This is a genomic window from Affinirhizobium capsici, from assembly GCF_977018625.1.
Genome location: NZ_CDRNXD010000004.1, coordinates 1,338,871 through 1,351,753, shown reverse-complemented (window position 1 = coordinate 1,351,753; position 12,883 = coordinate 1,338,871). Strand labels below are relative to the sequence as shown.

The window sequence follows — 12,883 nt, the reverse complement described above, 5'->3', positions numbered from 1 at the left end:
GGGCGAAGGAAAAATCTATGCGCGCTTTGCAACTGATCGATGATAGACGCCTTGAAGCAACGGACATTCCGGAGCCGGAAGCGCCTGCGCCGGGTGAGGTGACACTGCGTGTGAAGGCAGTGGCGCTCAACCATATCGATGTCTGGGGTTGGCGCGGCATGGCATTTGCCAAGCGCAAGATGCCTCTCACCATTGGCGCGGAAGCCTCCGGTGTTGTCGAAGCCATCGGCCCCGGCGTGTCGAATGTCCTGCCGGGCCAGCTCGTGTCCATCTATGGCGCGCGCACCTGTGGCCTCTGCAAGCCGTGCCGTGAAGGTCGCGATAACCTTTGCGAACACGTTTCTGGCGTTCATGGCTTCCATTTGGATGGTTTCGCGCAGGAAAAGATCAACATTCCGGCCCGCCAGTTGGTGCCTGCACCTCCGGGTGTGGATGCTGTCGGTGCTGCTCTTGCGCCTGTTACCTTCGGCACGGTCGAACACATGCTGTTCGATAATGCCAAGCTGGAGCCGGGTGAGACCATTCTCGTCCATGCAGGCGGCTCCGGCATCGGCACGGCGGCTATTCAGCTGGCCAAGAAAATCGGCTGCACTGTCATCACCACCGTCGGCTCTGATGACAAGATCGAGAAGGCGAAGGCGCTGGGTGCCGATCACGTCATCAACTACCGCACGGACCGTTTTGAAGGCGTCGTGCGCAAGCTGACAAAGAAGAAGGGCGTCGATGTCGTCTTCGAACATGTCGGCAAGGATACCTGGGCCGGTTCCATGCTTTGCATGAAGCGCGGTGGCCGTCTGGTCACTTGCGGCTCCACCTCTGGCGTTTCCACCGATATGAACCTGATGATGCTGTTCCAGCAACAGTTGAAGCTGCTTGGCTCCTTTGGTTGTCGCATGGAAAACATGGCCAATGCCATGCAGAAAATGGCCCGCGGCATCGTGCATCCGGTCATCGATACGGAAGTCACGTTCGATGATATCGACAAGGCCTTGCAGCGCATGGAAGGTCGCCAGATCTTCGGCAAAATCATTTTGCGGATGGATTGATCCATTGAAAATGCTGATTACGAGAATTGTGCTGGCAGCGCGCCACTTTCGGCAATGGCTGCTGGCGCAGATCGCTTTCGGCTTTCTGAATTTCCTGAAGATTTTCCCCGCTGATCCAGCCTTGAACTTTGCGGACTGGCTGGTGCGCAAAATCGGCCCCATGACCAGCCGTCACAGGCTGATGCTGGTCAACCTTGCCAACGCCTTTCCGGAAAAATCGGAAGCTGAGCGGGAGCGCATTGCGCTCGCCAGCTGGGGCAATATGGGCCGAATGGCTGCTGAATATGTCTTTCTTGATCAGCTTTTCGACTTCAACCCTGAAGCGGAAAAGGCTGGTCGGATTGAAGTGAGCGGCATTCCGCTATTCCTCGAACTACGCGATCATCCTAAACCTTTCATCGTTTTCACCGCGCATAGCGGCTGCTTTGAATTGCTACCCGTTGCAGGTTCAGCCTTTGGCTTGAACGTCACAGTCATGTTCCGCCCGCCAAATAACCCATATGTCGCAGAGAAAATCTTTTCGTTCCGGTCGGCCCGGATGGGTAAACTCGTGCCGTCCCACGCAGGCTCATCCTTCGCCCTGGCGCGTCAGCTGGAGGCGGGAAAGGGCATTGGTGTTCTGGTCGACCAGAAGTTCCAGAAGGGGCTCACAACGTCCTTTTTCGGCCTGCCGGTGCAAACCAATCCGCTGCTTGCCAAGCTGGTTCGCCAGTTTGATTGCGAAGTCTATCCTGCGCGCTGTATCCGGCTTCCAGGCAATCGCTACCGTTTGGAGATCGAACCGAAGATTGAAGTGCCCCGCACTGCAACCGGCGCAGTCGATGTTCAGGCAACCGGGCAGATGTTGAACGATAAGGTGGAAAGCTGGGTGAGGGAGAACCCGGAACAGTGGCTGTGGTATCACGACCGGTGGAACATCAAGCACAGTCTCAAGCGCTAATTTGGTTTTCCATCAAGTGCTTCAACTGGTGCAAATCCGTCTCCACGTGGCGGGCATCCTGCTCAAACTGCTCGGCTGACATGCCGGGCAGGCGGGTGACAAGAAAGATCGCCTCCGCGCCCTCGCCATTCTGCACAATGCGAAATGCATTATAGACGATAAGGCCAGATGGCATCTCGACCCAGTGGTCCAGTACGCCGAATTCGTTTTTGCTTGCAAATTTCACCTTCACTTCGCCAATGGGTCCACCATCGGCCAGCCAATGGTCACCGGCATCCTTTAGCCCACTTCCAAGCCCTGATGCCCATAGCGCCATGTTGTGTGGATTAGATGCAAAGGCGTAAACTTCGGTCCAGGCACAGTCGGTGCAAACGTGGATGGCTTTTGTGTCGAAACTCGTCATTGCCTTTCCTCCTTGGCGCCAGTTTCAGATATGGTCTCCATGATAGCACTTCAACTTCGGCTTGGTCGGAACAAGGAACAGGTTCATCCGCATCTGAAAATTTAAACGATTTGTCATGGCTTTTGCCTTGCCCGTTACCTAGTTGAGTGCCAAAACACCCATCCAACTCAATGGAGGCACTTCCGTGGAACAGGCAGAAATCGGCCTTATCGGTCTTGGCGTCATGGGCTCTAATCTTGCGCTGAACATCGCAGAAAAGGGCAACAAGATCGCAGTTTTCAACCGCACTCCGGAGGCAACCCGCAAGTTCTACGCTGAGGCCGGTGAACTGGCAGGACAGATCATTCCTTGCGAAACGCTTGAAGAATTCGTTGCAGCCATCCGCCCGCCGCGTCCCATTATCATCATGATCAAGGCCGGTGATCCGGTCGATCAGCAGATGAAATTGCTGGAGCCGTATTTGTCGTCGGGCGACATTATGATCGATGCTGGCAATGCCAATTTCCGCGATACGATTCGCCGATTCGATGCGCTGAAGGATAGCCCGCTCACCTTCATCGGCATGGGCGTTTCCGGTGGTGAAGAAGGTGCGCGCCACGGCCCATCCATCATGGTCGGCGGTACGGAAGATAGCTGGAAGCGTGTCGAAAAGGTTCTCACCTCCATCTCCGCCAAATTTAATGACGAACCTTGTGTCGCCTGGCTCGGCAATGATGGCGCGGGCCACTTCGTCAAAACCATCCATAACGGCATCGAATATGCCGATATGCAGATGATCGCTGAAATTTACGGCATCTTGCGTGATGGCTTGAAGCTCTCGGCAGATGAGATCTCGCAGGTCTTCGGCCGCTGGAACCAGGGGCGCCTCAATTCCTACCTCATCGAGATCACCGAAAAAGTTCTGGCCGCAAAAGACCCGATCAGCGACAAGCCGATGGTTGATGTCATTCTCGACGCTGCTGGCCAGAAGGGCACCGGCAAGTGGTCGGTCATCGAAGCGCAGAACCTTGGCGTTGCTGCCACCGGCATCGAGGCTGCCGTTGCTGGCCGCGTTCTCTCCTCCCAGAAGGAAGAGCGCGTAGCCGCAGAGAAGATCTTCGGTCTCCCGCACACGGTCGCCATGCCTGGCACGGATGGTCTTTCCTTCCTCGACGATCTCGAAAACGCACTGCTGGCCGCAAAAATCGCAGCCTATGCGCAAGGCTTTGCCGTGATGGCTGCTGCCTCCAAGGAATATGGCTGGAACCTGCCCATGCCCACCATTGCCAAGATCTGGCGCGCTGGCTGCATCATCCGCTCGCAGTTCCTGGATGAGATCACATCGGCCTTTACCAAGGACCCGGATGTGGCAAACCTCATCGTCACGCCTGCTTTTGCCAAGCTGGTGCAGGAAACGGATGCTCCGTTGCGGCGGGTCGTGTCCACGGCAGTCATGTCCGGTCTTCCGGTTCCAGCACTTGCCTCGGCGCTTTCCTACTTCGATACCTATCGTCGTGGACGCGGAACCGCGAACCTCATTCAGGCACAGCGTGATTTCTTTGGCGCGCACGGCTTTGATCGCGTGGACGGTGTCGATAAGCATCACGGTCCATGGGGCAGTGGCCTGAACGCCTGATTCACATTTGAAATTCGCCGCATCGAATATCGGTGCGGCATCTCAATCGCATTTCCGCTTTCGGAGGAGACCTCATGGCCTGGCAACCGGCAGAAGACCGCTATTCCCGCATGAAATACAATCGCTGTGGCCGCTCCGGCTTGAAGCTTCCAGCAATCTCGCTTGGTTTCTGGCACAATTTCGGCGATGATACACCGCATGAGCGCAAGCGCGATATCTGCCGCACGGCATTCGATCTGGGTATCACCCATTTCGACCTTGCCAACAATTACGGTCCGCTTCCCGGCAGTGCCGAACTCGCCTTCGGGGAAATCCTGAAGACGGATTTTGCGGGCTACCGTGATGAGATGATCATCTCCTCCAAGGCTGGCTACAACATGTGGCCGGGTCCCTATGGCGAGTGGGGCAGCCGCAAATATCTCATCGCGTCCTGCGACCAGTCCCTGAAGCGTATGGGGCTGGATTACGTCGATATCTTCTATTCGCACCGTTTCGATCCGGATACCCCGCTGGAAGAAACATGCGGCGCGCTGGATCACATCGTGCGTTCCGGACGTGCGCTTTATGTCGGCATCTCGTCCTACAATTCCAAGCGCACCCAGGAAGCGGCAGCTATCCTGAAGGAGCTTGGTACACCATGCCTCATCCATCAGCCGAGCTATTCCATCATCAACCGTTGGGTTGAAGATGATGGACTTCTCGATACGCTGGATGATCTTGGTATCGGTTCCATCGTCTTCTCGCCACTTGCACAGGGTATGCTCACCTCCAAGTATCTGGGCGGTATTCCAGATGATAGCCGCGCCGCACAGGGCAAGTCGCTGCGTCCAGCCTTCCTCAACGATCGCAATATCGAAAACCTGCGCGGTCTGAACGCCATCGCTGAAAAGCGCGGCCAGACCTTGGCCCAGATGGCGATCGCCTGGGTTCTGCGCGGCGGTCGCGTGACCTCCGCTCTCATCGGTGCAAGCCGCGCTGAGCAGGTGGTGGATTGCGTCGCCGCGCTGGAAAAGTCGGAGTTTACGGAAGCGGAATTGTCAGAGATCGAAGTCTTCGCCAAGGATGCGGATATCAATATCTGGGCTGCATCCGCTGAGCGTGACGGCCCATCCCGTTAAACCGAAACGAGCGCCGTGTTGAACCACGGCGCTCTTTCCGATTTAGGTTAGAAAACCCGGATAAGTTAACGTCCACATTAAGAAAATGTAATACTTAGTTCATTTTCCATTCAGTCTATCCGCCCTACTTTATCCTCGTAAGTTCATGCAATACGAGGATAAAAATATGAAGCGCTTCATCACCCTGCTGACAGCTGCCACGTTTCTTGCAGTACCTATGGCTCAGGCCCAGGATCATCGCGGTCATGGCCACGATCGTGTGGTTGAAAAGCGCACTGTAATTAAGAATGCGCGCTGGCATCGTGGCCAGAAGCTTTCGCGCGCAGAACGTGCGCGTCTGGCTGAAGTCAGAGATTATCGCCGTTACCGCCTGTCCGCACCGCCGCGTGGTTATCATTGGGTCCGGGTTGACAACCAATTTCTGCTCATAGGCATCACCAGCGGCGTCATCTCCAGCATCATCAATGGCCGATAATGGCAGAGGAGCGGCGGGACTATCCCGCCGCTCGTACGGTCGTCAAGCCCTGCCCAGGCAATCCACGAGGGATTTCGAAAGACCTTGCATCAGGTCGAAATAGAGGTTCGGTCCTTCCTTCAGTGTTGTGCCTTCCGGGTCGAGGGTTCCACTTTTCGCATTCGTTCCAGATACCACCACATCCATCAGCTTTGGCTGAAACTGTGGTTCGGCAAACACGCAAGCGGCTTCAAGATCTTTCAGCTTGGCCTGGATCTGGCTCAAGCGCGCCGCACCCGGAGCGGTTTCAGGGCTCACGGTTATCGAGCCAACAATATTCAAGCCGTAGTGCTTCTCAAAATACTGATAGGCATCATGAAAGACGATGGAAGGTTTGGCTTTCACCGGCTCCAGATCCTTGGCGATATCCCGATCCAGCTGGTCGATGCGGGCGATCATTGCCTCCGCATTTTTCCTGTAGGTCGCTGCATTTTCAGCATCGGAAGCGGAAAGCGTGGCTTCGATTTCCTTCACCATCGCTTTGGCATTCTGCGGATCGAGCCAAAGATGCATATCGTAATGCCCGTGCTCATGGTGCTCATGGTCCACATGATCATGTTCGGCTTGATCGTGCCCATGATCGTGTGCTTCGTGATCATGCCCCTCATGGTCATGCGCTTCTTCGCCTTCCGCCCCATGGTCATGTGCCTCAAAGCTGCCGCCTTCACGCAAGGGCAGAAGCTTGATGTTGGGGGAGTCTGCCAGCGAAACAACCTTCGCCTTTTGCCCTAACGCATCCAAGGGCTTGTCGAGGAAGGTCTCCAGATTAACCCCCACCCAAAACACGATATCCGCCTTTTCCAGCGTTTGCGCGTTGGATGGCTTCATGCTGTAAGTGTGGGGAGATGCCGCGCCCTCAACGATCAGTTTCGGCTCGCCAACACCCTGCATCACACCTGCCACGAGCGAATGGATCGGCTTGATGGAAGCCACAACATCGGGTGCTGCAAGGGCAGCATTCGCGGTGCCGAGCACGGTGAAGGCAAGGAGGGCGGCAGGCAAAATCTTCACGCGACAGTCCTTTTAAAGCGATTGTTACACTATTACATGAGTTGTGTTGCCCTATAACGTGTGCGATAGCATGGTGCAATCTCAGTCAGGACATTGAATGCTGAATAATCCACCGCTCAAGGATCGATTGCTGGTTTCGCTGGCGAGCGCTGGCCTTCAGCGGCAGGGGCGTTGGCTCGTGCGTGGAATAGACCTGACCATCCGCCAAGGCGAAATCGTTACGCTGATCGGTCCCAATGGCGCTGGCAAATCCACCACTGCGAAGCTCGCCATCGGCGTGCTGAAACCGGATGAAGGGCACGTTGAGCGGGCTGATGGCCTGACGATAGGTTATGTGCCGCAGAAACTTTCTGTGGATCGCACAATGCCCCTTTCAGTCGAGCGGCTGATGCATCTCACCGGCAAAGTGAGTGAGGATAAGGTCAGCGCGGCCCTCGATGCGGTCTCCATTCCCCATCTGCGCAAAGCAGAGGTGCAGAACCTGTCCGGTGGTGAATTCCAGCGGGCTTTGCTGGCGCGGGCCATTGCGCGAGATCCGGACCTGCTGGTGCTGGATGAGCCTGTGCAGGGGGTGGATTTTGCGGGCGAAACAGCGCTCTACCAGTTGATTGGTGAAATTCGAGAACGCACAGGCTGCGGCATATTAATGATCTCGCATGATCTGCATGTGGTCATGGCCGGAACGGACACGGTGATCTGCCTGAACGGCCACATTTGCTGCCGTGGCACACCGGCAGTTGTCAGCCAAAGTGAGGATTACCGGCGTCTCTTCGGGGTCTCACGTCCCGGCATCGCTTTCTACGATCACAATCACGACCATACCCATCTGCCGGATGGCCGCGTTCGTCACAGCGATGGCAGTGTGACGGACCATTGCCATCCAGAGGATGGCCATCACGATCACAACCATTCGCACCATCACCATCATCACGATCACGCCCATGCAGGGGAAAAGCACCATGCTGGATGATTTCTTCGTGCGGGCGCTTTTGGCGGGGATCGGGCTTGCCATTACCGCCGGGCCATTTGGTTGCCTCGTTGTGTGGCGGCGCATGGCTTATTTTGGCGATACCATGGCCCATTCCGCGCTGCTCGGCGTGGCGCTTTCCCTGCTGTTTGAGGTCAACCTGCTGGTGAGCGTCTTTGCGGTCGGTGTTCTGGTTTCACTGCTGCTTCTGTCGCTGCAACGGTTCAATGCCCTATCGGCAGATTCGCTACTCGGCATTCTTTCGCATTCCACCCTTGCCATCGGCCTCGTCATCGTCGCCTTCATGACCTGGGTGCGTATAGACCTGATCGGCTATCTCTTCGGTGATATTCTGGCGGTGAGCAAAGCGGATATTGCAATGATCTGGGCGGGTGGAGCAATGGTCCTGGCTGGTCTTGCGTTTCTTTGGCGTCCTCTCATTGCCTCCACAGTGAGCCATGAATTGGCTGAAGCGGAGGGGTTGCGGCCTGAGCGTGCGCGGTTCTTCTTCATGCTGCTCATGGCGCTCGTGATTGCCATCGCCATGAAGATTGTCGGCATTCTGCTGATCACTGCGCTTCTCATCATACCCGCTGCCACCGCGCGCCGCTTTTCGCCAAGCCCCGAGCGAATGGCACTTCTTGCCTCCATCTTCGGTGTCGTTGCGGTTGTATTGGGGTTGTTCGGCTCGCTGTATCAGGATACGCCTTCAGGGCCATCCATCGTGGTGGCCGCACTGCTTCTATTCATCGTCAGCCTTCTCCCTTGGCCACGTTCCGGCGAGGTCGGAGTAAGAGCGGAATCTGGAGGAACTCGATGACAACAGCAAACCTGACCAAGAACCAGTCTCTGGTGATGGATGTGCTGTCGCATGCCGAGACCCCGATGAGCGCCTATACCATTCTGGATAAGTTGCGGGAGCATGGGTTCCGCGCCCCTCTTCAGGTCTATCGTGCGCTGGAAAAATTGCTTGAGATGGGCCTGGTTCATCGCCTGGAAAGCATCAATTCCTTTGTTGCCTGTGCGCACCGAGAACATGCCTGTTGCCAGCATGGAACGGTTGCCTTTGCGATTTGCGAAAATTGCGGCCAGGTCAGCGAATTCCACGATCACACCATTGATGATCGCCTGGATGGCTGGGCAAAGAAAAGCGGCTTCAAACCGCAGAAGACCACAATTGAAGTGCGTGGTCTCTGCGCCACCTGTTCAGCATTATAGTGCGCGTAACTCCTTGGCGAAGCGCTTCCAGTTCTGGACATAATTTTCCGCGGAAAGCTTGAGCTTCATCACAGCGTTTTCATCCAGCGTGCGGATGGCCTTGGCCGGCGAGCCAACAATTAGCGAATTATCGGGAAATTCCTTGCCTTCGGTGACGAGCGCATTGGCGCCCACGAGGCAATTTCTGCCAATTTTCGCGCCGTTCAAAACAGTCGCACCCATACCAATCAGCGAGTTATCACCAATCGTGCAGCCATGGATGATGGCGCTATGCCCAATCGTGCAGCCCTCGCCAATCGTGGTGGGGAAGCCCCAATCCGTATGGATAACAGTGTTTTCCTGAATATTGGTGCGTGCGCCGATGGTGATCCACTCATTGTCGCCCCGAAGAGCGGCACCAAACCAGATGCCAACCCCTTCGCCAAGCTCCACCTTGCCTATGACCTGCGCCGAGGGCGCGACCCAGAAATTTCCGGAAACCGGGAGCTTCGGCTCAAATTCACCCAAACCATAAAGCGCCATTGGTCTTCTCCTCCCGATGCCATTTATTCAACAGTGATGGAAAGCTCTGCCACGCCCTCAGCGCCACATGTCACTTTATCGCCGCGCACGACTGGTCCGACACCGGCAGGCGTTCCAGTCATGATGATGTCGCCCGCAGCCAGCGTAAAGAGCTTGGAAAGTTCAACGATGATTTCCGGCAGCTTCCAGATCATCTGCGCCATATCGCCGGATTGCTTCCGCTCACCGTTTACATCAAGCCAGATCGCGCCGGTTTGTGGATGACCCGTCTGGCTGACGGGGATGAGGTGAGAAACCGGGGCAGATGCCTCAAAAGCCTTTGCGGCTTCCCATGGTCTTCCTGCCTTCTTGATTGCCGCCTGAAGGTCACGGCGGGTGAAATCAATGCCAACGCCATATCCCCAAACGCAATCCAGCGCCTGCTCCAGTGGAATGTCGCTGCCGCCTTTGCCCAGCGCCATCACGAGCTCGACCTCGAAATGCACATCCTCAGACATCGGCGGATAGGGGAAGCGACCGTCTGTCACCAGATTCTGCGGGTTCTTCTGGAAGAAGAAAGGGGGCTCGCGTGAAGGGTCATGGCCCATTTCAATCGCATGATCGGCATAATTGCGGCCCACGCAGTAAACGCGCCGAACCGGAAACAGCGCATCTGTTCCTTTGACAGGCAGTAGCGTTGGAACGGGTGAGGGGATCACGGTCTCAGTCATGGCAAGCGTCCTTCGGTTCATCTGCAACGCTTTAGTTAGCTCAGGCTAAGCCGTTTGTCTCTCTTCGTTTCGCCTTATGCTCTTTGGCGTCTGCGCCCTTCCATGGCTGCCAGCCCCGCACCGGTTAGAACGAGTGGTAGCGCAGTAATGAAGGCAAAAGAAAGGGGGGCGTCGAACAGAATAACATCTGCGAGGATAGGCCAGACAATCGCCAGATATTCAAAGGGGGCCAGCAGAGAAGCCTCGGCATGGCGGAATGCCAGCGTCATCGCAATGTGAGCAAAGCCGCCAAAGAGACCCGCCAGAATAAGGATGGAGAACCCGAACGCATCCGGCATGACCCAGCCCAATGGAAGCGTGAAAAGTCCGCCCACCATGGAGGCTATGACGAAATAAAATGCTATAGCGCCGGGGTTCTCCGTGCGGCTGAGGTTTCGAACCATGATCAGTGCAAACGCGGTCAGAATTCCCATCATCAGGCCGAAAACGTAGCCCCACATGCGCTCGCCATTCATATCGATATGCGTGAGTTCAGGACCAACGAGTGCCAGTACGCCAGCAAGTCCAAAGAGAACGCCGCCGATGCGCCATACGGTGAGCCGTTCCGAAAGCAGCAGGACGCCCGCAATGCTGGTGAAGGTGGGAGACAGGTAGCTCAACAGGGTCGCTTCCGCCAGGGGCAGTCGTGCAATGGAGGCGAAGGATGCAAACATGGAAGCCGCGCCGAGGCTGGAGCGCAGCAAGTGGCCAAGCGGGCGTTTGGTGTAAAGACCGCGCGGAAATTCTGACCGAAGCCAGAGAAAGATGACAAGCGGGATCAGCGCAAAGCCGGAGCGGAAGAAAACGATCTGCCCGACCGGAACAATGTGGGCCACTTCCTTCACACAGATGGACATGGCTGCGAACAGAAAGCCGGAAAGGATGCGCAGCAGAATCCCGGTTGTCGGGTTTTCAGTAACCTGTGTCACAGCATGGCCTTGGAAGAAGTAGCGCGGGTGGTCATGCTGCTCAGATCACATTTATCGGGTGAAATGAATATGGGGCCGGGCATGATGCGGGGAAGTTTCCACATAAGCCTCCACCTTGAACACGTTTCGCAGCAGTTCACGCGTCAAAACCTCTTCTGGAGACCCGGCGGCAACGATCCTGCCAGCCTGCATGACAATCAGGTTGTCGCAGAACATGGCCGCATGATTGAGATCGTGCAGTGCGATGATGCTGGTTACCGGCAGGTCGCAGACGAGCCGCAGCAGGCTAATCTGGTGCTGAACATCAAGATGGTTGGTTGGCTCGTCGAGGATCAGTTCCTTGGGAGATTGCGCTAATGCCCTGGCAACATGAGTGCGCTGCTTTTCCCCGCCGGAAAGGCTCTGCCAGGCATCGTTGCGTTTGGACGTCATGCCTGTGCGCTCCAACGCTTCACTGACGGCGCGGTCGTCCTCACGAGTCCAACCGGAGAACATGGAGCGATGGGGGAAGCGACCGAGCTTCACCACATCGACGACGCGGAGGCTGGAACTGGTCGTGGCGTGTTGTTCAATAAAGGCGACGCGCTGCGCAATCGTGCGGCGGGCGATGGTGGATAGATCGGTTTGATCCAGCGTTATGCGTCCGGCATTCGGCCGCTTCAATCCTGCCAGCAACCTTAGCAAAGAGGTTTTGCCGGAGCCGTTCGGTCCCAGCAGACCCAGCATCTTGCCCGGCTCTGCCGTCAAGGAGACGCCGTCGAGAATGGTTTTTGAGCCGATCTTCCAGACCAGATTATCAGCCTTGATGGTCATGATGCGCGCTGAAGCCTGTAAAGAATGATCGCGAAGAATGGGACGCCAACCAGCGCGGTTACAACGCCTATGGGCAGAACCTGCTGCGGTATCAGCGTGCGTGAGGCAATATCGGCCAGAACCATGAAGATGGCACCAGTGATTGCGCAAGCCGGTAATAGCCTGTGATGCTGCGGCCCGACCACGAAGCGGGCAGCGTGCGGCACCACAAGGCCAACGAAACCGATGGAGCCAACCATGCTCACAATCGTTGCAGTCATAATGGCCGTCAGCGCAAACAGGATTACGCGGGCACGGCCCACATTGACCCCGAGCGCTGCTGCCGATTCATCGCCGAAGGCAAAGGCATCCAGAACGCGGGAATAGAGCATGCAGGCAATCAACGCACCGCCGACAACGATGGAAACCAGAACAAATTCGGGCCAGCGAACGCCGCCGAAACTCCCCAACAGCCAGAACATCACGTCACGCGCCTGCTGCGCATTACCGGATGTCGTGACCACATAGGATGTCGCGGCATTGAACAGCTGCGAGGCCGCAACGCCGGCAAGGATCGTTCGGTCTGCTCCACCGCGTGCGCCATTCGACAGGATGGCGACCAGAAAGAATGCGGCGAATGCCCCGGCAAATGCGCCAGCCGACATGGAGATTGCCCCGGCACCGATCCCGAGGATGGCCACAGCCACCGCACCTGTTGAAGCACCGGCTGAGATGCCAAGCACGTAAGGTTCGGCAAGAGGGTTACGCAACAGGGACTGCATGATTGCCCCGGATAGCGCCAAGCCAGCGCCGCAGAAGACCGCGACCAGAGCCCGGCTCAGCCGGTAATCCCAGATCACGGTTTCATGAATGCGGTTCAGCTCGATCGATGTCCAGCCAAGCTTGTTGGTGATCGCCGCATAGGTGGTTGATAGCGGAATGGGCATGTCGCCTATGCCGACGCTTACACCCACAACAAGAAGAATGGCAGCAGAGCAGGCAACAAACAGACCCACAGCAACGGGAAGCTGCTGCAGGAATGTGACCGGCCGGCTCTGT

Annotated in this window: 15 protein-coding genes; 8 read left to right on the top strand and 7 right to left on the bottom strand. The window is 56.5% G+C overall.

Annotation, left to right across the window (positions count from 1 at the left end; translation table 11 throughout):
* Positions 1 to 17 precede the first annotated feature (17 nt).
* Together AC0JZ1_RS09910 and AC0JZ1_RS09905 are read left to right on the top strand one after the other, a co-directional pair.
* Positions 18 to 1,046, top strand: a complete 1,029-nt coding sequence (locus AC0JZ1_RS09910) for a zinc-binding dehydrogenase (protein WP_471882214.1) — start codon at positions 18 to 20, stop codon at positions 1,044 to 1,046.
* 4 nt (positions 1,047 to 1,050) lie between these two features.
* On the top strand, positions 1,051 to 1,986 hold the full coding sequence (locus tag AC0JZ1_RS09905) for a lipid A biosynthesis lauroyl acyltransferase (protein ID WP_471882213.1): 936 nt from the start codon (positions 1,051 to 1,053) through the stop codon (positions 1,984 to 1,986).
* Here AC0JZ1_RS09905 and AC0JZ1_RS09900 read toward each other — a convergent pair.
* Positions 1,976 to 2,389, bottom strand: coding sequence for an SRPBCC family protein (locus AC0JZ1_RS09900; RefSeq protein WP_471882212.1), 414 nt, complete (start codon positions 2,387 to 2,389; stop codon positions 1,976 to 1,978). The two genes, AC0JZ1_RS09905 and AC0JZ1_RS09900, sit on opposite strands and share 11 nt — an antisense overlap.
* A 184-nt stretch (positions 2,390 to 2,573) precedes the next feature.
* Between AC0JZ1_RS09900 and gndA the strand changes: the two genes are divergently transcribed.
* From gndA to AC0JZ1_RS09885, 3 genes are all read left to right on the top strand, one after another.
* Complete coding sequence (gene gndA, locus AC0JZ1_RS09895) at positions 2,574 to 4,004, top strand: NADP-dependent phosphogluconate dehydrogenase (RefSeq protein WP_471882211.1); 1,431 nt, start codon at positions 2,574 to 2,576, stop codon at positions 4,002 to 4,004.
* Positions 4,005 to 4,078: 74 nt separating this feature from the next.
* Positions 4,079 to 5,122 carry an L-glyceraldehyde 3-phosphate reductase gene (mgrA, locus tag AC0JZ1_RS09890; RefSeq protein WP_471882210.1) on the top strand — a complete coding sequence of 348 codons (1,044 nt, stop codon included), beginning with the start codon at positions 4,079 to 4,081 and terminating at the stop codon, positions 5,120 to 5,122.
* A gap of 166 nt (positions 5,123 to 5,288) precedes the next feature.
* Positions 5,289 to 5,597 (top strand): RcnB family protein, encoded by a 309-nt coding sequence (locus AC0JZ1_RS09885; RefSeq protein WP_471882209.1) that lies wholly within the window; start codon positions 5,289 to 5,291, stop codon positions 5,595 to 5,597.
* A gap of 42 nt (positions 5,598 to 5,639) precedes the next feature.
* On the opposite strand, the gene znuA is transcribed toward AC0JZ1_RS09885, so the two are convergent.
* Positions 5,640 to 6,647 (bottom strand): zinc ABC transporter substrate-binding protein ZnuA, encoded by a 1,008-nt coding sequence (gene znuA, locus AC0JZ1_RS09880; protein WP_471882208.1) that lies wholly within the window; start codon positions 6,645 to 6,647, stop codon positions 5,640 to 5,642.
* Positions 6,648 to 6,744: 97 nt separating this feature from the next.
* Here znuA and AC0JZ1_RS09875 point away from each other — a divergent pair, with 97 nt between their 5' ends.
* From AC0JZ1_RS09875 to AC0JZ1_RS09865, 3 genes are read left to right on the top strand one after another with little or no spacing between them, the layout of a single operon-like run.
* Positions 6,745 to 7,617, top strand: a complete 873-nt coding sequence (locus AC0JZ1_RS09875) for an ATP-binding cassette domain-containing protein (protein ID WP_471882207.1) — start codon at positions 6,745 to 6,747, stop codon at positions 7,615 to 7,617.
* Positions 7,607 to 8,434: a metal ABC transporter permease gene (locus AC0JZ1_RS09870; RefSeq protein ID WP_471883410.1), complete on the top strand. Its 828-nt coding sequence runs from the start codon at positions 7,607 to 7,609 to the stop codon at positions 8,432 to 8,434. The genes AC0JZ1_RS09875 and AC0JZ1_RS09870 overlap by 11 nt, the downstream gene beginning before the upstream one ends.
* The gene (locus AC0JZ1_RS09865) at positions 8,431 to 8,832 is read left to right on the top strand and encodes a Fur family transcriptional regulator (protein ID WP_471882206.1); all 402 of its coding nucleotides are present in this window, start codon (positions 8,431 to 8,433) and stop codon (positions 8,830 to 8,832) included. The genes AC0JZ1_RS09870 and AC0JZ1_RS09865 overlap by 4 nt, the downstream gene beginning before the upstream one ends.
* Here the strand turns inward: AC0JZ1_RS09865 and AC0JZ1_RS09860 are convergent.
* From AC0JZ1_RS09860 to AC0JZ1_RS09840, 5 genes are all read right to left on the bottom strand, one after another.
* Complete coding sequence (locus tag AC0JZ1_RS09860) at positions 8,827 to 9,354, bottom strand: gamma carbonic anhydrase family protein (RefSeq protein WP_471882205.1); 528 nt, start codon at positions 9,352 to 9,354, stop codon at positions 8,827 to 8,829. The genes AC0JZ1_RS09865 and AC0JZ1_RS09860 overlap by 6 nt on opposite strands.
* A 23-nt stretch (positions 9,355 to 9,377) precedes the next feature.
* A complete protein-coding gene (locus tag AC0JZ1_RS09855) occupies positions 9,378 to 10,064 on the bottom strand; it encodes a fumarylacetoacetate hydrolase family protein (protein WP_471882204.1) in 687 nt (228 codons plus the stop codon).
* A 74-nt stretch (positions 10,065 to 10,138) separates the two neighbouring features.
* Entirely contained in the window at positions 10,139 to 11,032 is an 894-nt protein-coding gene (locus tag AC0JZ1_RS09850) for a DMT family transporter (protein WP_471882203.1), read from the bottom strand.
* A 51-nt stretch (positions 11,033 to 11,083) separates the two neighbouring features.
* Positions 11,084 to 11,845, bottom strand: a complete 762-nt coding sequence (locus AC0JZ1_RS09845) for an ABC transporter ATP-binding protein (RefSeq protein WP_471882202.1) — start codon at positions 11,843 to 11,845, stop codon at positions 11,084 to 11,086.
* Complete coding sequence (locus AC0JZ1_RS09840; RefSeq protein WP_471883409.1) at positions 11,842 to 12,861, bottom strand: FecCD family ABC transporter permease; 1,020 nt, start codon at positions 12,859 to 12,861, stop codon at positions 11,842 to 11,844. The genes AC0JZ1_RS09845 and AC0JZ1_RS09840 overlap by 4 nt, the downstream gene beginning before the upstream one ends.
* Positions 12,862 to 12,883 lie beyond the last annotated feature (22 nt).